18 protein-coding genes are annotated in these 18,713 nt (G+C 69.7%); 9 read left to right on the forward strand and 9 right to left on the reverse strand.

Features of this window, described 5'->3' with window-relative positions; all coding sequences use genetic code 11:
- Nucleotides 1-49: 49 nt before the first annotated feature.
- Nucleotides 50-682, reverse strand: a complete 633-nt coding sequence (gene yihA, locus ACFWZU_RS11325) for a ribosome biogenesis GTP-binding protein YihA/YsxC (protein ID WP_439701616.1) — start codon at nt 680-682, stop codon at nt 50-52.
- Between the two features lie 116 nt (nt 683-798).
- Between yihA and ACFWZU_RS11330 the strand changes: the two genes are divergently transcribed.
- The 5 genes from ACFWZU_RS11330 (at nt 799) to ACFWZU_RS11350 (ending at nt 4,898) form a co-directional block, all read left to right on the forward strand.
- Nucleotides 799-1,671 (forward strand): c-type cytochrome, encoded by an 873-nt coding sequence (locus ACFWZU_RS11330; RefSeq protein ID WP_439701617.1) that lies wholly within the window; start codon nt 799-801, stop codon nt 1,669-1,671.
- Nucleotides 1,672-1,757: 86 nt separating this feature from the next.
- A complete protein-coding gene (locus ACFWZU_RS11335) occupies nt 1,758-2,633 on the forward strand; it encodes a thiol:disulfide interchange protein DsbA/DsbL (protein ID WP_439701618.1) in 876 nt (291 codons plus the stop codon).
- A 219-nt stretch (nt 2,634-2,852) separates the two neighbouring features.
- Nucleotides 2,853-3,503, forward strand: a complete 651-nt coding sequence (locus tag ACFWZU_RS11340; protein ID WP_439701619.1) for a thiol:disulfide interchange protein DsbA/DsbL — start codon at nt 2,853-2,855, stop codon at nt 3,501-3,503.
- Between the two features lie 169 nt (nt 3,504-3,672).
- The gene (locus tag ACFWZU_RS11345; RefSeq protein ID WP_439701636.1) at nt 3,673-4,488 is read left to right on the forward strand and encodes an endonuclease/exonuclease/phosphatase family protein; all 816 of its coding nucleotides are present in this window, start codon (nt 3,673-3,675) and stop codon (nt 4,486-4,488) included.
- On the forward strand, nt 4,485-4,898 hold the full coding sequence (locus ACFWZU_RS11350; protein ID WP_439701620.1) for a hypothetical protein: 414 nt from the start codon (nt 4,485-4,487) through the stop codon (nt 4,896-4,898). Before ACFWZU_RS11345 ends, ACFWZU_RS11350 begins: the two co-directional genes overlap by 4 nt.
- Here ACFWZU_RS11350 and ACFWZU_RS11355 read toward each other — a convergent pair.
- Entirely contained in the window at nt 4,812-6,398 is a 1,587-nt protein-coding gene (locus ACFWZU_RS11355; protein ID WP_439701621.1) for a glycoside hydrolase family 17, read from the reverse strand. The two genes, ACFWZU_RS11350 and ACFWZU_RS11355, sit on opposite strands and share 87 nt — an antisense overlap.
- A gap of 98 nt (nt 6,399-6,496) precedes the next feature.
- Here ACFWZU_RS11355 and ACFWZU_RS11360 point away from each other — a divergent pair, with 98 nt between their 5' ends.
- The 3 genes from ACFWZU_RS11360 (at nt 6,497) to ACFWZU_RS11370 (ending at nt 12,522) form a co-directional block, all read left to right on the forward strand.
- Nucleotides 6,497-8,539 (forward strand): transglycosylase SLT domain-containing protein, encoded by a 2,043-nt coding sequence (locus ACFWZU_RS11360; RefSeq protein WP_439701622.1) that lies wholly within the window; start codon nt 6,497-6,499, stop codon nt 8,537-8,539.
- 1 nt (nt 8,540) lies between these two features.
- A complete protein-coding gene (locus ACFWZU_RS11365) occupies nt 8,541-9,773 on the forward strand; it encodes a multifunctional CCA addition/repair protein (protein ID WP_439701623.1) in 1,233 nt (410 codons plus the stop codon).
- A 754-nt stretch (nt 9,774-10,527) separates the two neighbouring features.
- Nucleotides 10,528-12,522, forward strand: a complete 1,995-nt coding sequence (locus ACFWZU_RS11370; RefSeq protein ID WP_439701624.1) for an LTA synthase family protein — start codon at nt 10,528-10,530, stop codon at nt 12,520-12,522.
- 186 nt (nt 12,523-12,708) lie between these two features.
- Here the strand turns inward: ACFWZU_RS11370 and ACFWZU_RS11375 are convergent, their stop codons facing one another.
- Genes ACFWZU_RS11375 through ACFWZU_RS11405 form a run of 7 tightly spaced genes read right to left on the reverse strand, consistent with a single transcriptional unit; the run spans nt 12,709 to nt 17,688 of the window.
- A complete protein-coding gene (locus tag ACFWZU_RS11375) occupies nt 12,709-13,917 on the reverse strand; it encodes an ABC transporter permease (RefSeq protein ID WP_439701625.1) in 1,209 nt (402 codons plus the stop codon).
- Nucleotides 13,914-14,648 carry an ABC transporter ATP-binding protein gene (locus ACFWZU_RS11380; protein WP_439701626.1) on the reverse strand — a complete coding sequence of 245 codons (735 nt, stop codon included), beginning with the start codon at nt 14,646-14,648 and terminating at the stop codon, nt 13,914-13,916. The genes ACFWZU_RS11375 and ACFWZU_RS11380 overlap by 4 nt, the downstream gene beginning before the upstream one ends.
- On the reverse strand, nt 14,645-16,213 hold the full coding sequence (locus ACFWZU_RS11385; protein WP_439701627.1) for an alpha/beta hydrolase: 1,569 nt from the start codon (nt 16,211-16,213) through the stop codon (nt 14,645-14,647). The genes ACFWZU_RS11380 and ACFWZU_RS11385 overlap by 4 nt, the downstream gene beginning before the upstream one ends.
- Nucleotides 16,204-16,434 carry a hypothetical protein gene (locus tag ACFWZU_RS11390; RefSeq protein ID WP_439701628.1) on the reverse strand — a complete coding sequence of 77 codons (231 nt, stop codon included), beginning with the start codon at nt 16,432-16,434 and terminating at the stop codon, nt 16,204-16,206. The genes ACFWZU_RS11385 and ACFWZU_RS11390 overlap by 10 nt, the downstream gene beginning before the upstream one ends.
- An 8-nt stretch (nt 16,435-16,442) precedes the next feature.
- Nucleotides 16,443-16,832, reverse strand: a complete 390-nt coding sequence (locus ACFWZU_RS11395) for a hypothetical protein (protein ID WP_439701629.1) — start codon at nt 16,830-16,832, stop codon at nt 16,443-16,445.
- A 14-nt stretch (nt 16,833-16,846) separates the two neighbouring features.
- On the reverse strand, nt 16,847-17,050 hold the full coding sequence (locus ACFWZU_RS11400; protein WP_439701630.1) for a helix-turn-helix transcriptional regulator: 204 nt from the start codon (nt 17,048-17,050) through the stop codon (nt 16,847-16,849).
- A gap of 38 nt (nt 17,051-17,088) precedes the next feature.
- Nucleotides 17,089-17,688 (reverse strand): hypothetical protein, encoded by a 600-nt coding sequence (locus ACFWZU_RS11405; protein WP_439701631.1) that lies wholly within the window; start codon nt 17,686-17,688, stop codon nt 17,089-17,091.
- A gap of 450 nt (nt 17,689-18,138) precedes the next feature.
- Between ACFWZU_RS11405 and ACFWZU_RS11410 the strand changes: the two genes are divergently transcribed.
- On the forward strand, nt 18,139-18,669 hold the full coding sequence (locus ACFWZU_RS11410) for a fimbrial protein (protein ID WP_439701632.1): 531 nt from the start codon (nt 18,139-18,141) through the stop codon (nt 18,667-18,669).
- The last annotated feature ends 44 nt before the right edge of the window (nt 18,670-18,713 follow it).

Here is an 18,713-nt window from a genome sequence, read left to right on the forward strand (position 1 = left end):
CCACCGCCCTTCCGCGAGCATGCCGGTGGGCTGAAGCCCACCCTACGGGTCACGCGCGCGGGCTGCGGAGCAGGGTAAGCACCGCCTCGCGCGCCGGTTCCACGCCGGTGCCATCGGCCGACGAGAACACCTGCGCGCTGGCCTGCACGCCGTCGCCGAAGCCCTTGCGCACGGCCGCCAGCGCCTGCATGGCCTGGTTGCGCGAGAGCTTGTCCGCCTTGGTCAGCAGCAGATGGCAGGGCAGGTTCGTCTCGAAGCAGAACTGAAGCATCATCCGGTCGAACTCCTTCAGCGGATGGCGGATGTCGGCGATCAGCACCACGCCGCGCAGGCTGCGCCGGCGGTGCAGGTAGGCATCGATCTCCTGCTTCCAGTGCGCGCGCAGCTCCTCCGGCACCTTGGCGTAGCCGTAGCCGGGCAGGTCGATCAGGCGCGCCTCCAACGGCGGCGCGCCTTCGCCCTGCGCGAGCGGCGGCAGCGAGAAGGCGACCATCTGCTGCGTGCGCCCGGGCGTCTTGGAGGTGCGCGCCAGGCCCTTGTGCCCGGTCAGCGTATTGAGCGCGCTGGACTTGCCGGCGTTGGAGCGCCCGGCAAAGGCCACTTCGGCGCCCTGGTCGGCGGGCAACTGGCTGATACGGTGGGCGGCCAGCACGAACTGCGCGCCGTTGAGCGGATTGGACATGGGAACGGTTTGACCGGAATGCGGTGGCGCGGGGATAATTCGGCGGTTTCTGCCTGCCGCAGGCCATGTTGGCAGCGGTCCACGGCGGATTGAGCCGTCTTTCGGGAGACAAGTGTATGAGTTTTCGGTCCGCCGGTTTCCGGCCCGCTGCCCTCGGCGGCATGATCGCCCTGGTGTTTGCGCTCTCTGCCAGCGTGGTCATGGCGCAGGACGCCAAGCCCGCGGAAGCTGCGCCGGCCAATGCCACCACCGCCGCGCAGAAGAGCTCGGCCGGTGCGCCCGGCGTCGACGCACCGCCCTCGGCACCCGCCGACAGCGGCAAGCAGGCGAGCGCCGCGCCGTCGGCCGCCGCCTCCGCCGCCCAGCCGGCCGCCCCGGCCGAAGTCGCCGCCGTGGCCAAGCCCGGTGATGCGGCTGCCGGTCAGGGCAAGGCTGCCGCCTGCGGCGCCTGCCATGGCATGGACGGCAACTCCACCGACGCGCAGTACCCGAAGCTCGCCGGCCAGCACGAGTCGTACATCGTCCGCCAGCTGACCCACTTCAAGGCGGGCCAGCGCCAGAACCCGATCATGATGGGCATGGCCGCGCCGCTGTCCGAGCAAGACATGCACGACCTGGGCGCCTACTTCGCCACCAAGCAGTCGCTGCCGGGCGTGGCCGACGCGGCGCTGGTGCAGCAGGGCGAGACGCTGTTCCGCCAGGGCGACGTCGAGCGCGGCATCCCCGCCTGCATGGCGTGCCACAGCATCGACGGCCGCGGCAACCCGGGCGCGGCCTATCCGCAGCTGACCAGCCAGCACGCGCAGTACGTCGAGAAGACCCTCAAGTCCTGGCGCGACGGCACCACCTGGGGCGACGACGCGCAGGCCAAGATCATGCCGGCGATCGCCAAGAAGCTTGACGACAAGGACATCGCGGCCCTGTCCAGCTACGTCGAAGGCCTGCACGTGAACGACGCGGCAGGCCCCAACAAGCCGGCCACGCCCTGATCGATCCCACACGCCGGCCTCCGCCGGCGTGTCCGTTTACAGCCCCGGGGGTGCCACCGGCCTCCCGCCCAAGCTCCGAGGTTCCCATGCTCAAGCGCCTGCCGATCCTGTGTGCCGCCCTGCTCGCCCTTGCCGCCTGCAGCCATGACAGCGACACCGGCAGCGCGCCCGCCTCCCCGACCCCGAGCAGCACCACGGCCACCGCGCCCACGGCCAACACCGTGCCGGCCGCGAGCAGCGCCCCGGCCCCCGCCGCCAGTGCACCGGCGAACGCCGCCACCACCGCCGCTGCCTCGGGCGCGCCCACGCCCACCGCTCCGCCGGCCGCGCCGTTTGTCGACAACGGCAAGTGGATCGAGGGCAAGAACTACTTCCGCATCGAACCGGCCCAGCCCAAGGCCACCTCCACCGACAAGATCGAGGTGACCGAGGTGTTCTCCTACGGCTGCCCGGCCTGCAACCAGTTCCACCCGGTGGTCACCCAGCTTGCCGCGAGCCTGCCTTCCGACGCCGTGATGGCCTACCTGCCGGCCTCGTTCATCCCGCAGGAGAACTGGCCGATGCTGCAGCGCGCCTACTTCACCGCCAAGGCGCTGGGCGTGGCCGACAAGTGCAACGACGCGATGTACGACGCGGTGTGGAAGAGCGGCGAGTTGTCGGCCATGAACCAGGCGGGCAACGGCCTGAAGCCGCATGACGCGCTGCCGACCATCGCCGACGCCGCCAAGGTCTACGCCAAGTGCGGCGCCGATCCGAAGGAATTCGTGGCGGTCGCCAACTCCTTCAGCATCAACACGCAGATGAAGCGCGCCGACGACCTGATCAAGGCCTACGGCGTCACCGGTACCCCCACGCTGATCGTCGACGGCAAGTACCGTTTCGACGTCGGCGACGCCGGCGGCTACCCGCAGGCCATCGAACTGGCGAACTGGCTGGTGTCGAAGGAAGCGGCCGGGAAGTAATTTCCGCCTTGGCAGGATCGCCGCAGCGCACGTCCGGGCGATGTCTTTCGCCCGCAGCGGCCTGGCGCCTGCGGCCGTGAAACTCGCTGCTGCGATCCGCGGTCCAAGGTCGCGTTTCCGCGCACGGGTTCTTCGCCGGGTCGGCGCAGAGGTGGTTCAATGCGCGGGATTCGCGCGGCACGCGCCACGCCGCACGCCTTCCATTCCTCGGAGACTTCCATGATCAAGCACTTCGCCCGCCTGCGTCTGCTGACCCTGCTCGGCGGCCTGCTGCTGGCCAGCGCCTGCACCGCGTCGCCCGAGACGCCCGCGCCCTTCACCGAGGGCGACCAGTACGTGACGCTGCCCGCACCGCACGAGCGCCTGAGCCCCGCGGGCAAGGTCGAAGTGGTGGAGGTGTTCTCCTACGGCTGCGTGCACTGCGCGCATTTCGCGCCGACCGCCGAGGAGCTGCGCAAGTCGCTGCCCAAGGGCGTGGAGTTCAAGCTGCTGCCGGCGCCCTTCAACGACGCCTGGATGCCGTTCGCCCGCGCCTACTACGCGGCCAGGCAACTGGGCGTGGTCGACCGCACCCACCTGGCCCTGTTCAAGGCCAAGTTCGAGGACCACTACCCGATCAACACGCTCGACGAGCTGGCCGACTTCTACGCACGCCAGGGCGTGGACCGCGCGAAGTTCCTCCAGATCGCCAACTCCGACGCAGCGACCGCGCAGATGAAGAAGGATTTCGACCTGCTGCAGAAGTGGCAGATCGACGGCACCCCGACCATCGTGGTGGACGGCAAGTACCGCAGCGCCCAGGTGAAGACGCTGGACGAACTGGTCAAGCTCACCCGCTGGCTGGTCGATCGGGAACTGGCCGGCAAGTAACCGGGCGCGCCTCGCGTTCACACAGGGGGGGCGATGCTGCTGCCGTGACCGTTGTCCCTGGCCGCGGGCCAGCGGCGGAATCGAACGGCCCTTCGGCTTCGCTGCGCCACGCCCAGGGTGAACGTTGCAAGCAATGACCGCCCACCAAGCCCCTTCCCCATCCGCCTCGATGACCAGCGCCGCCCAAGCCCTCCCCGACAAGGCTCCCGCCGAACGCCGCCTGCGCCTGCTCAGCTGCAACATCCTGGCCGGCGCCAGCGTGCAGCGTTACAGCGAATACGTCACCCGCAGCATCAACGCGGTGCTGCCCGGCCGCAGCAAGCTGGAGAACCTCGACCGCCTGGCCGAGGTGCTGCCGCAATTCGATGTAATCGGCCTGCAGGAGGCCGATGCCGGCAGCCTGCGTTCGGGTTTTCTCAACCAGACCCGCTACCTGGCCGAGGCGTCCGGCCTGCCGTTCTGGAGCCACCAGCCGAACCGGCCGATGGCGCGCCTGGCGCATTCGGCCAACGGCCTGATCAGCCGGATGGAGCCGCATAGCGTCTACGACTACCCGCTGCCCAGCCGCATTCCCGGCCGCGGCGCGCTGCTGGTGCGCTACGGCGCCGAGGCCGAGGCGCTCACCGTGATGATCGCCCACCTTTCGCTGTCGGCGCAGGCGCGCGCGCGCCAGCTCGCCTTCATCGCCGAGGTCCTCCACGGCTACCCCAACGTGGTGCTGATGGGCGACCTCAATACCGAGGCGCACAGCGCCGAGATGCGCCACCTGTTCGCGCGCTGCAGCCTGCAGCCGCCCGAACAGCCCACGCCGACCTTCCCCAGCTGGAAGCCGCGGCGGGCGCTGGATCACATCCTGTTGTCCGAGTCGCTCACGCTCGAACGCGTCTGGGCCCTGCCGCAGGCGTTTTCCGACCACCTGCCGCTGGCGGCGGAAATCCGCCTGGCCGCCCCACTGGCGCCACGCGCCCACCGGTTGCGCCGATGAGCCGCACGCTGCGCCTGGCCCTGCCCTGGTTCACCCTCGCGCTGGTCGCGCTCGCCGCCTCCGCGCTGCGCTATGGCGTGATCGAGCCACCGGCGGTGGCCAACCTGTGCACCGTCGGCGGTGGCCCGGCCTGGTGCGCCTGGCGCGAATGGGCGGTGCTGGGCTTCCTCAGCTACACCTACGGTTACGCGGCGCTTACCGCGGCCTTCATCGCGCTGTTCTGGCGCCATCCGCTGGCCGCGTGGCTGGCCGCCGCGCTGGGCGTGGCCGCACTGGTGCTGTACTGCTTCGAGGCCGGCGCGTTCGCGCTGCTGGTCGGCGCGCTACGCCTGCTGCGGGCCCAGGCGGATGGCCTGCCACCACGCCGCCAGCACCGGCACGGCGAGGGCGAGGTTCAGCCCCAGCCATAGCCAGGCGGTGAGATTGAGACCCACCTCCTGCACCACCACCAGCGTTCCGAGCGCCGGCAGCAGCACGGCCAGCAGGCGGTGCTCCAGCGGCGGACGCGCCGGCTGCGAATCGAGCCAGCTGGCCAGCGAGTAGCCCACGCACGGCAGCACGAACAAGCCCAGCGGGAAGTCGCGGTAACGACCGTCGAATACCAGCAGCAGGTCGTACCAGGCCATCGCGAACAGCCAGCCCAGCAGCAGCCAGGCCGGTGCCGACGGGACGGCCTCCCGCCCGGCCAGGCGGTGCACGATACCGCGCGCAAGCCAGAACGCCGTCGCCAATGCAGCCACGCAGGCGGCGATGGACGCACCCCACTCGAACAGGTCGCGACAGGCGAAGATCATCTGCCGGCCCTGCCACGCCAGTGCGGCACCGCTGGCGAAGCCGGCCAGCAGCAAGCCGCCCGCAGCGCGCTTGTTGCGCGGCACGCCGGCCAGGCCGAACAGCGCCGCACCGGCCGCACCGGCGATCCAGCCCCACCACCAGCGCGGCTCTTCCACCACCGGTCCGGTCATCGGAAATTTCGGCCGCGCGTCCACGTCGAAGATGCCCCAGTAGCCACCGACCGTGCCTTCCTGCATGCGTTTCCACGGCTGGTCGAAGGCCTCGATCACGTTGTAGGGCATGTGCACCTTGGCGGCGTAGCCGAGGAACTCGCGCAGGTAGCGCGCCTCGTTCACCACCGTGGCGCGCGCGGCACGGCGCGGGCGGCCGGCGCTGGGCCAGCCGGTTTCGCCGATCATCACCCGCTTGCCCGGGAACGCGCGCTGCATCTGCGCATACACCTGCGCCACGTGACGCACGGCGTGCTCCGGCGGCACCGGCTCGTCTTCCCAGTACGGCAGGATGTGGATGGTCAGGTAGTCGACCACCTGCGCCATCTGCGGATAGCGCAGCCAGAACTCCCACACGTCGGCGTAGGTCACCGGCACCGCGGCGGGGATCGCCGCACGCACCTGGCGTACGTAGCCGGCCAGCGTCTGCGGCGCGAGTTCGCCGCGCAGCAGCACCTCGTTGCCGACGATCACCCCGCGCAGCACGTCGGCGTTGGCGTTGGCCGTGGCGATGCCCCTGGCGATTTCCTGCGCGTTCGCCGCCGGGTCGCGGCCGAGCCAGATGCCCATCAGCACCTGCATGCCGTAGCGCCGGGCGATCGAGGGCACCGCGGCCAGGCCCTGGCCCTGCGAGTAGGTACGCACGCAGTCGAAGCGCTGCGACAACGCGCGCAGGTCCGCATCGATGCGCTCGGGGCCAATGAAGGTGCTCGGGTCGTACGGCGTTTCGCCCGGGCGCCGGTACGGCGCATACGACACGCAGGCGATGCGCGAGGAGGGCGCATCCGGCAGCGCCACGGGTCGGCCCATCCACCACCAGCCGACCACACCGGCCAGGGCTGCCAGCACGAGCGCGGCCCACGCGGGCCAGTGCGGGCGGGAACGAAGCGGCGGCGTGGCGGACATGGATTCCTGCGGCGGGCAAAAAACGCCAGCTTATCAAGCCTGCGCCAGGATGCCGGCGATTAACGCTGCGCTTACCGCGGATTACTACACTTGTGACGATGACCCCGAACACCTCCCCGGCCGCCCGCGCCCGGCGCCCCTTGTCGCACCTCCTGTTCGCCCTCGCCGCCTGGTGCTTCCTTGCGCCGGCGGTACATGCCGCGCCCTCGCTGGCCGAGCAGCGCCTCGCCTTCAGGCAGGCCTGGGCGGTGGCCCAGCAGGGCGGCGACGGCTGGCGCAGCTGGGCCAAGGAGCTGGCCGATTACCCGTTGTATCCCTATCTGGAAGCAGCCGCGCTCGAGCACGACGTGGACACGCTCGACCGCGCCACGGTCGCCGACTACATCAAGCGTTACCCCAACCTGCTGCCCGCTGCCGACCTGCGCCGCGCCTGGTTGCGCAGCCAGGCGCGCCAGCAGCACTGGGACGATTTCCTGGCGCTGTACCAGAGCGGCCTCGGCGATGCGCTGGCCTGCGACGCGCTGCAAGCCAGACTGGCGCAGGGCGGCACGCTCGACTTCGAGCGCGACCTGGCCGCGTTGTGGAACAGCCCCAGCCTGCCCAACACCTGCGATCCGGTGCTCGACGCCGCGCACGATGCCGGCCTGCTCACCAGCGCGCGCCTGTGGGCACGTATCGATCGCGCGATCGACGCGGGCCAGGGCGGCACCATCGCGGCGCTGGCCGGCTGGCTGCCGGGCGAGGAAGGCAAGGCCGCCGCGCGACTGGCGCAAGCCTTGCGCGACCCGGCCGCCGCCGTCGCCGATGCAACCCAGTGGCCCGACACGCCGCGCCACCGCCAGGCGGCCGCGCTGGCGCTCAAGCGCCTGGCCCGGCGCGACACCGACGCGGCCGACGCCGGCTGGAAACGCCTGGCGCCTCGCTTCAGCTTCACCCCCGCACAGCGCGATGGCGTGCTCTACGCGCTGGCGCTGTTCCACGCCACCGACTTCGACGAGCACGCGCTGGTCCGCCTGGCCAGCCTGCCCGCCGATGTGCAGACCGACACCAGCCGCGAATGGCGCGCGCGCGTCGCGCTGGCACGGCAGGACTGGCCGGCCGTGCTGGCCGCGATCGACGCCATGCCCGCCGGCCAGCAGGACGAGGACGAGTGGCGCTACTTCCGCGCCCGCGCACTGGCCGCCACCGGCCAGGCCGACCAGGCCGGCACGCTCTTCGCGAAACTCGCGCAGGAGCCGACCTACTACGGTTTCCTCGCCGCCGACCGCGTGCAGGACGACTACGCGATCTGCCCGCTCGACCCGCCGGACGACGCCCAGCGCGAACAGGCGCTGCTGGACAAGCCCGGGCTGCAGCGCGCCTTCGAACTGTTCGCCGTGAACCTGCCGCAACTGGCGCGCCGCGAATGGTCGCGCGCGCTCGGGGATGCCGACGCCACCACGCTGCGCATCGCCGCGCGGCTGGCCTACGAGCGTGGCTGGTACGACCGCGCGGTGTTCACCTACTCCAGCGGCGATGCGCTGCGCTACTACGACCAGCGCTTCCCGCTGGCCAGCCAGGATGGCGTGGTGCCGCAGGCGCAGCAGGCCGGCATCGACCCGTCCTGGGCCTATGCGATCGCGCGCGCCGAGAGCGCCTGGATGAGCGACGCGCACTCCGGCGCCGACGCGCGCGGCCTGATGCAGCTGGTGCCGGCCACCGCCGCGCAGGTGGCGAAGAAGAACGGGCTGGCCTGGCAGGGCGGCCAGTCGCTGTACGACCCGGCGGTCAACATCATGCTCGGCACGCGCTACCTGGCGCAGATGGCCGCGCGTTTCAGCGGCGCGCCGTGGCTGGCCAGCGCCGCCTACAACGCCGGCCCGAACAAGGTCGACCAGTGGCTCGGCGAACGCGGCAACTTGCCGCCGGACCTGTTCGTGGCGACCATTCCCTACCATGAGACCCGCGACTACGTGGCCCGCGTGATGGCCTTCGCCGTGATCTACGACTGGCGCCTCTCCGGCAAGGCCCTGCCGCTGGCCTCGCGGATGCCGCCGATCGGGCAGCCTTACAGCCTTCCGGACGTCCATACGCCGCGCAAGGACGTGACCTGTCCCACCGCGCCGGCCAGCGCGGTCGCGACCGCCGGCGCCACCCGCTGACATGCGCCGCTACCTGGTCGGTGGTGCCGTGCGCGACCGGCTGCTGGGGCGTCCGGTGGTCGACCACGATCACGTGGTGGTGGGCGCCACGCCGGACGAGATGCTCGCCCAGGGGTTCAGGCCGGTCGGCAAGGACTTCCCGGTGTTCCTGCATCCGGATACCGGCGAGGAGTACGCGCTGGCGCGCACCGAGCGCAAGACCGGCCACGGCTACCACGGCTTCGCCTTCCACGCCGACCCCGGCGTGACGCTGGAGGAGGACCTCGCGCGGCGCGACCTCACGATCAACGCCATCGCGCAGGACGAGTCGGGCGCGCTGGTCGATCCCTTCGACGGCCAGCGCGATATCGAAGCGCGCGTGCTGCGGCATGTGTCGCCGGCGTTCGTGGAGGACCCGGTGCGGCTCTTGCGCGTGGCCCGCTTCGCGGCGCGTTTCGCGCCGCTGGGTTTCCGCGTGGCCGAGGAAACCATGGCGCTGATGCGCACGATGGTCGCCGACGGCGAGGTCGACCACCTGGTACCCGAACGGGTGTGGGCCGAAACCCGGCGCGCGCTGGCCGAACCGCAACCGTCCACCTTCCTGCGCGTGCTGCGCGAAGCTGGCGCGCTGGCGGTGCTGTTTCCGGAAGTCGACGCGCTCTACGGCGTGCCGCAGCGGCCCGAGTACCACCCCGAGGTCGACACCGGGGTGCACCTGGAGCTGGTGCTGGACATGGCCGCGCGCCTGGCCCCCGGCGACGACCTGGTCGGCTTCTGTGCGCTGTGCCACGACCTGGGCAAGGCGTGCACGCCGGCCGACGTGCTGCCCAGCCACATCGGGCACGAACATGCCGGCGTGGCACCGCTGCGCGCTCTGGCCTCGCGACTGAAAGTGCCGGCCGAGCACGCCGCGCTGGCCGAACTGGCCTGCCGCGAGCATCTCAATGCGCATCGCGCCCTGGAGCTCAAGCCGGCGACCGTGCTGCGGCTGCTGACCAGGCTCGATGCCCTGCGGCGCCCGCAGCGGCTGGAGACGTTCCTCGTCGTGTGCGAGGCAGACAAGCGCGGGCGGTCGGGGCGCGCGGAGGCGGCCTATCCGCAGGCGGGATTCCTGCGCGCGGCGCGCGACGCGGCGGCGTCGGTCAATGCGGCCGAATTCATCGCGCGCGGGCTGAGCGGACCGGCGATCGGCGAGGCGATGGACAAGGCGCGCGTGGCGGCCATCGCAGCCGTCCCGAAACCCACCACAGACTGAGAGTCCTGCCTCCCCTCCAGGTCAGGGAGCAGGGGCGTCCCGTCCACACGGCCCCCGAAACCACCGCCCGCGAAACACCGCCCGCGAACCACCGCAAATCAGGCCTCCTCTCCCCTTCAGAGAGAGGGCTGGGGTACGGGGCCAAGGCTTGCGGGAAGCGGCGGGTGATGTGCGCATGCTCTCGTTCGGCATTCCAAAAGAGAACTGCGCGCCATCGGACGTCCGGGCGAGCCCCGACCCCTCACCCCAACCCTCTCCCCGGAAAGGAGAGGGAGCCGAAGGCTCGCACCTGCATGCTCCACAAAGCCACCGCCTGCAAACCAGCCGCAAACCAGGCCGCCTCTCCCCTCCGGGGAGAGGGAGCCACAGGCTCGCACCTGCATGCTCCACAAAGCCACCGCCTGCAACCCAGCCGCAAACCAGCCCCCTCTCCCCTCCGGGGAGAGGGCTGGGGTGAGGGGCCAAGGCTTGCGGGAAGCGGCGGGTGATGTGCGCATGCTCTCGTTCCGCATTCCAAAAGAGGACTACGCGCCATCGGAAGTCCGGGCGAGCCCCGCCCCTCACCCCAACCCTCTCCCCGGAAAGGAGAGGGAGCCGAAGGCTCGCACCTGCTCTTGTTCGATAACCCCAAGCGCCCTCTCCCCCGTGGGGAGAAGGAGTCTGGAGTTTCCCGCTGGCGGGCCTCCTAAGCACCGGCCAAGCGCCGCCGTGTATAAAGTCATGTTGCCATCCAGTCCCACACCCAGGGGTCGTCATGTCCTTGTCCGCCATGCCTGATCAGCCGCTGCGCCAGCGATTCCGCCCGCTGTGGTGGCTCGGCGTCACCTACCTGCTGATCGGGGCGGTGACCCGCATCGTGCTGCTGGCGATGACCGGCCCCGGCGTGCCGCACAACCCGCTGTACTGGCTCTACGCCTTCGGCATCGGCGCCTGCTACGACCTGGTCACGCTGCTCTACGTGGCCTGGCCGCTGCTGCTGTTCCTGTGGCTGGTGCCGCGGCGCGTCTACGTTTCGCGCGTGGGGCACTGGACGCTCAACCTGCTGGCGCTGCTGCTGGTGTTCTGGCTGCTGTTCGTGGCCGCCTCGGAGTTCGTCTTCTGGGGCGAGTTCGGCGTGCGCTTCAACTTCATCGCGGTCGACTACCTGGTCTACACCACCGAGGTGGTGGGCAACATCCGCGAGTCCTATCCGATCGGCCTGTGGATGAGCCTGATCGGCCTGCTGGCGCTCCTCATCGTGTGGCTGAGCCGGCGCTGGCTGCGCCCCGTGGACGGCGGCAGCCGCCTGCTGGGGCGCGGCAAGGTGGTGCTGGCGTGGCTCGTGCTGACGGGGCTTTCGGTGTTGGCCGTCAACGGCACCTTGAAGGACCGCAGCGACAACCAGTACGTCAACGAGCTGGCCGGCAACGGCATCTACCAGTTCTTTGCCGCCTTCCGCAGCAACCACCTGGACTACTCGCGCTTCTACCGCACCCTGCCCGACGATGTCGCCTTCGGGCGCGTGCGCACGGCGCTGAAGACGCCCGACGCGACCTACGTCAGCGACGATGCGCACGACCTGACCCGGGCGATCCGCAACCCCGGCCCCGAGCGGCACCTCAACGTGGTGCTGATCAGCGTGGAGAGCCTGTCGGCCGACTTCCTCAAGACGTTCGGCGCCAGCCACGGCGAGATCACCCCGCACCTGGACGCCCTGGCCAACGACAGCCTGTTCTTCGACAACGTCTATGCAAACGGCACGCGCACGGTGCGCGGACTGGAGGCGCTGTCGCTGTCGATCCCGCCCACGCCGGGCGACTCGGTGCTGAAGATGCACCACAACGAGAACCTGTTCTCGCTGGCCGACATCTTCAACGATCGCGGCTACGTGTCGGAGTTTGTCTACGGCGGCTACGGCTACTTCGACAACATGAACTACTTCTTCGGCCACAACGGCTACATCCCGGTGGACCGCAAGGACATCCCCAAGGGCGCGACGATCCATAGCGAGAACGTGTGGGGCGTGGCCGACGAGGACCTGTACACGCTGGCGCTGGGCGAGATGGACAAGATCCACGGCGAGGGCAAGCCGTTCTTCCTGCACGTCATGACCACGAGCAACCATCGGCCGTTCACCTTCCCGGCCGGGCGGGTGAAGGAGCGCAACGGCACGCGCGAGGGCGCGGTGGCCTATACCGACTGGTCGATCGCCGACTTCATCGCGCGCGCGCGCAAGCGCCCCTACTTCGACGACACCGTGTTCGTGATCACCGCCGACCACGACGCCTCCAGCGCCGGCAAGACCAGCCTGCCGGTGAACCGCTACCACATCCCGCTGTGGATCTATGCGCCCGCGCACATCGCGCCCAGGCGGGTGGACCGGTTCATGAGCCAGATCGACATCGCGCCGACGCTGCTGGGATTGCTGCACTTCAGCTACCGCAGCCGCTTCTTCGGCTACGACATCTTCCAGCTGCCGCCGGGGCGCGAACGGGCGTTCCCCGCCACCTACGAGAAGCTCGGCTACCTGCACCAGGGGTTGCTGACGATCCTGGAGCCGCAGAAGAAGCTCGAGCAGCTGCGGCCGGACTTCGCCACGGGCGATGCGTCACCGGCGCATCCGCGCGATCCGGAGGACATCGACGACGCGACTGCGTATTACCAGGTCGCGGCCGAGCTGTTCAAACAGGGCAAGCTGGTTCGCCGGCCCGAGGACAGGACGCCGGTACAGCCGCTGCCTGCAGCGGCGAGCAGCAGCACGACGCCTTGACCAAGCTCCCTCTCCCTTCCGGTGAGAGGATTGGGTGAGGGGCCGGAGCTCGCCCGAACCCCTCACCAGAGCGGGAATGAGTGACACACCGGCCTCGACCTGTCACCCCGCCAGCCTTGACCCCTCACCCCAGCCCTCTCCCCGGAGGGTAGAGGGCGCAGTGCTGGCCCGCTGCCGTATCGCGTCTCAGCCGGAGATCGCCAGCCGCTCGGATCGGTAGAGCTGCATCGTCACCAGCGCGGCGATCAGTGCCGCCAGCGAGGTGCCGGCAAGGCACAGCGCGAGCGGCACGGCGCCGACGCCATCGCCACGCACCAGGTCGATGATCCCCAGGTGCTGGCCCAGCAGGGGCACCGCATACATCCAGTTCTGCGGCTTGAGCGGCATCACCATCAGGAAGATGCTCGGCAGGATCGGCACCATCATCAGCAGCGACAGGTAGGTCTGCGCCTCGCGGTAGCTCTTGGCGAACGCGGCCACCAGCGACTGCAGTGCACCCAGCAGCACGATCAGCGGCAGCTGAAGCAGCAGCACGTGCAGGGCGAAGGACGGTCCCAGCCGCACCTCCATGCCGAGCTTCTCGGTCGGGATGAACCGGCCGACCACCGAGAAGGCGACCAGGCAGATCACCAGGCTGGCGGTGGAGAACGCGCAGATCGCCGCCAGCTTGCCGAGGAACACCTTCCAGCGCGGCACCGGGTTGGCGAACAGCGGCTCCAGCGATTGGCGCTCGCGCTCGCCGGCGGTCAGGTCGATCGCCAGGTACATGCCGCCGATGAAGATGGTCAGCACGAACAGGTACGGCAGCATGTTGAACATCAGCACCGCGCGCGACTGCGCCGTGGCCTGGTCGCGCTTGGCCACGACCACGGGGGAGGCCAGCGCCGGCGAAAGACCGCGCGCCACCAGCCGCATCGCGCCCTGCTGGCGGGAGTAGTTCTCCACCAGCTTGGTGACCCGTTCCACCGGCGTGCTCGCATCGCGCTGGGAGGAGTCGTAGATCACCTCCACCTGCACCGGCTCGCCCCTGCGCCAGGCCTTGGCGTAGTCCGGCGCGATGCGCAGCACAAGGTCGGCCTGCTGGTCGCGCACCGCCTGTTCCGGATTGGCCAGCGCCGGCTGCGGCAGCACGCCGCCGGCCTTCAGCGCGCCGACCAGGTTGGGCGCGTACTGCGCGCCGATCACCGGCACCTTGAGCGGCTGCTCGGCCTTGTCCAGCTCGCGGTTCACCGTAAAGCTGATCAGCATCGTGAACAGCAGCGGGGTCAGCAGCGGGCCGGTGAGAAACGCACTGATGAGCGTGCGGCGGTCACGCAGGTTCTCGCGCACTTCCTTCAGGAACACCGTGACGAATGCGCGGCTGCGCCGCAACGGGTGGTTCTCCATCCTGTTCATGCGGCCAGTCCCTCATCGGTGCCGATCAGTTTCACGAAGGCTTCTTCCAGGTTCGCCTCGCCGGTCTGCGCGCGCAGCGCGTCGGGCGTCTCGTCGGCGACCACGCGACCGTGCGCGATCACCACGATGCGATCGCACAGCGCGGCGACCTCCTGCATGATGTGGCTGGAGAAAAGCACGCAGCGGCCCTCCGCCTTGAGCTTGAGCATGAACTGACGCAGCGCGCGGGTGGCCATCACGTCCAGCCCGTTGGTCGGCTCGTCGAGGATCACGTTGCGCGGGTCGTGCACCAGCGCACGGGCGATCGCGGTCTTCACCCGCTGGCCCTGCGAGAAGCCCTCGGTGCGGCGGTCGGCGATGTCGGCCATGTCCAGCGCCTCGATCAGCGCTTCGCGGCGGCTGCGCACCTCCTCGTCCGGCAGGCCCTGCAGGTGCGCGAAGTAGTCGATGTTCTCGCGCGCGGTGAGGCGCTTGTACAGGCCGCGCGCATCGGGCAGCACGCCCAGGTGGCGGCGCACGGTGAGCGCATCGGTGGCCGCGTCCGCGCCGTCGACCAGCACCTGGCCGCGGTCGGGTTTCATCAGCGTGTAGAGCATGCGCAGCGTGGTGGTCTTGCCGGCGCCGTTGGGGCCGAGCAGGCCGGTGATCTCGCCGTCGCGGGCGGTGAAGCTGACGCCGTCGACGGCTTTGACCGCGCCGAACGCCTTGTGCAGATCCTTGACCTCGATCATGGGGTCGCTCCGTTGAAATCGATGAACAGCGGGGTCGGTTGCAGACGGTCCAGGCAGCTCGCATCGAGCTTGGCCGGATCGAGCTTCTCGACGAAGTTCTTCACCAGCGTGGGCATGCAGCCGGCGGCGATCACGTTGTGGCCCTGGCCGTTGAGCACCAGGTGGCGGCCGTTGGAGAGACCCTTGAGCACCTCCTCGCCGTAGCGCGGCGGCGTCACCGGGTCGAACTGGCCCGAGAGCAGCAGCGTGGGGATCGCGGTCTTCAGCGGCTGGTGGAAGTCGGCCGGGCGCGTGCCGTGCGGCCACACCGAGCAGACCGCCTGCAGGGTGTCGATCATGCGCGTGCCCAGGATGGTGTCGGCGTCCTGCGGACGCGGCTGGAGCAGGTCGGCATCCTCGCTGCAGATCACCGAGGACTGCATGCCGCCGTTCATGCTGTCGGCCATGTCGCCGCTGATCAGCTTGGCCTGGCCCAGCAGGGGACCGACGTCGCCGTGCGCGGCCGCATCGATCGACAGCGGAAGCAGCGCGGTGGTGACCGGCGAGTAGGCGAACAGCCGCACCACGCTGGCCAGTGCGTCGTCGCTCAGCGTGCGCTCGACACTCTGGTAGGTCTGCGGATCGCGGAAACTGACCTTGTGCGGGTTGGCGCGCAGCGCGTCGCGCAACTGGTAGAGCGTCTGGTACGGGTCGCCGAAGCGCGCCTTGCACTCGGCCGTGCAGCGGGCGAACTGCGCCTTGAGCGCGTCCTCCAGGTTGCGCGCGAAGTCCTCGCCCAGTACCAGCTGGTTGGGCACCACGCCGTCGAGCAGGATGCTGCGCACGGCATCGGGATGGTGCATCGCATACTGCTGCGCCACGCGGGTGCCATAGGACACGCCGACCAGGTCGAAGCTCGGCGCGCCGAGGGCCTGGCGCACATCCTCCAGGTCGGCCACCGCCGCGGTGGTGGTGTAGAAGCGCGGATCGGCCTTGGCCTGCACTTCCTTCAGGCAGGCGGCGACCTGCGCGCGCAGGCGCTCGGCATCGAAGCCGGCGACCGCGCCGATCCTGTCGTTCTTGTCGGCTGCCTTGCAGTCCAGCGGGTTGGACTTGCCGGTGCCGCGCTGGTCGATGAGCAGCACGTTGCGATGCGCCAGCAGGGGATCGAGCGCCGGCGCGATCATCGGCCAGGTCTCGGTGGCTGCCTGGCCAGGCCCGCCGGCGAGGAACACCAGCATGTCCCTGGCCGGCACCTGCGCGTCGGAGCGGATCACCGCCACGTTCAGCCTGATCCGGCGGCTGTGGGGATCGTCGCGGTTCTCCGGCACCTCGAACGGCGCGCACCAGGCGGCCGTGGTCAGGCCGCTGTCCGGCCGGCCCAGTTCGCAGGCGGTCAGCGTGAGCTTGCCCAGCTTCCAGGTGTGCGGCCTGGCCGGCGCCTGGTTTTTCGCGGGCGCCGTTTCGGCCACCGCGTCGTTTCCGCCCGTCGCCGGCGCGTGCGGATGGAACTGCTTCCACGCCAGCAGGCCGAGCCCGGCGGCGACCACCACGATGCGCAGCACGGTGCGCGCTTTCAAAGCCATGTCCTCAACTCCCGTCCCTTCCCAAAGGTGATTTCCAGCCAGCGCCCCAGCTTCGACGCGAGCTCCCATGCGACGTCCACTTCGACCTGTCCGTCACCCGGCGCGGCCAGCGGTGCGGGCGGCGCCGCCCAATCCGGCGAGGCGGCCGCCGACCAGGCCGGCATCCGTGCGCAGACCAGCAGCACGAGCGTGGCGACGATGACGGCGGTGCGATGTCTCATGCGTCCTCCTACAGCGACCAGTAGCGGTAGCGCAGCCGCGCCCACAGCTGCGCCAGTACGTAGCAACCGAACAGCGCCATCGGCGCCGCGGCAAACGGCATCACGACCAGCCTCAGCGAATGCAGGAAAAACATCGCCAGCACCAGGCCGGTGCCGGCGATGAAGGCCAGCACCATCGCCTCCATCTCCAGGCGGCGGCGCATCTCGTCCATCAGCTGCATGTGGCGGAACTCCGCCCAGCCGGTCCAGGCGTAGCTCGCCATCAGCACGGCCACGGCAATCAGCTTGCCGCCCGGCGGCAGCTGCCGCGCATACCGCAGAAACAGCACCGCCACGACCAGCATCACCGTGGTCGGCAACCAGAGTCGGCTCGCGTAGCGACGCAGCAACCTGTTCATGTCCTTCTCTCTCCCTATCCTTCTGCATCGGCCGGCTGGAAGATCGCTTCGATCGGCCGACCGAACAGCCGCGCGATCTTGAACGCCAGCGGCAGGCTCGGGTCGTACTTGCCGGTTTCGATGGCGTTGACGGTCTGGCGCGAGACATCCAGCCGTTCGGCCAGGTCCGCCTGCGACCATCCCTGCTCCCCGCGCAGGTCGCGCACCTGGTTCTTCATCGACGGCGCGGCCCCGCCATGGATCGCACGGGCATGGCTCAGCCCTCGCCCGACCCGCGGCGCAGGCGGCGCCACAACAGCACGGCCAGCACCACCAGCACGCCCGGCACCAGCCCGACCAGCAGGCCGGCCTGGAAATCGTCCAGTCGCCCGCGCCACCAGGCCGCGCCCAGCACCATCAACGCCAGCACGGCCAGCAACAGCAGCCGCCAGCCCAGCGAACCGGTCTCGCAACTGGCGCTCCCGCCGTAGTGGCGGACCAGCAGCCACCAGCGGGCCAGGCCATAACCGAGCATGGTCACCGGGAACACCCAGATCAGGATGCTGCCGTCCAGCACCAGCACGCCCGCCGCGGCCAGGAACCCGCCGACCAGGCTGAGCGCGCCCAGCAGGGCCGTCGAAGCACCCAGCGATACCAGATGCACGCGCTGCTCGAACTCGTCGCTTGTACCGATCCGCCGGGCCATCAGGCCGATCACGAACAGCATCGGCAGCACCGGTACCACCGCCAGCACGACCTTCAGCGGCACGCTGGCGGCGGTACGGCTGAGCGGCCAGACCAGCAGCATCGCGGCCATGTACGCCATCATCGCGACCGACAGCTGGCGGCGGTACTGGCTTTCGTTGAAGCGCGGCATTTCGGAAACCCCCTGCCCGACCGACCCGCCACCCCGGCGAGTCCTGTCAAGTAAACTTGACACAAAGCCTAAGCGTGGCGACCAAACGTGTCAAGCACCCTTTACACGGGCGGCATATCGGCCTTGCCTTGCGCGACTTGAGTGCGCAAACTGTGATTGTGATCACAATGTGAAGCATGTGACGCACAGGGGCAAAACCGGGACTGGGGAGTCCACCGGGAAGGGGACGGCCACCTCGCGATCGAGGCGGCATTTTTTTGGCACAGCCCCATGCGCGCCAAGGGTTTGGCGGAATTGTGCGCTCATTGGCACAGGACTTGCGAAGGGCGTCACAGCCACACAGGCCCCTGCTTGTTGGCCATGCCGCGGACGACAGCTCGGAATGTTCGCAGGGCCTGCACCGCACCCGATCACTTGAGTCTTGCAACAACCCACTTCAGAGGAACCAGCATGTCCAAGCGCCTTCTCTCCGCCGCCCTGATCGCTGTCGTGGCCGCCGGCTTCGCCACCTCCGCCCAGGCCGCCAGCACCGGCACCATCAACTTCTCCGGCAAGGTGCTCGCCGACACCTGCACCATCGCCGTCAATGGCGGCAGCACGGTCGCCCTGCCGACCGTCATGACCGCCGCGTTCGGTTCCACCGTGGGCACCACCGCGGGCGCGACCTCGTTCAACGTCGCCCTGAGCGGCTGCGACACCAACACCGCCAGCGCCAACATGACGTTCGCGGGCGGCAATGTCGACGCGGCCACGGGCAACCTGAAGAACACGACCGCCAGCGGCGGTTCCAACGTGCAGATCCAGTTGCTCAACAGCAGTGACCAGGTGATCAACACCTCGACCCAGGCCAATGCCCCGAGCATCGCGGTGACCTCCGGCGCCGGCTCGACCACGATGAAGGCCCGCTACATCTCCACCGCCACCACGACCACCGCCGGCCTGGTGACCTCGTCGGTCAACTTCACGCTGACCTACCTGTAAGCGGAAGCGGGGGGGGGGGCCGGGGGGCGGGGGCCGCCCCCCCC

It is taken from the genome of Frateuria sp. GZRR33 (genome assembly GCF_051900425.1).
In the GTDB taxonomy this organism is placed as follows: Bacteria; Pseudomonadota; Gammaproteobacteria; order Xanthomonadales; family Rhodanobacteraceae; genus Frateuria_A.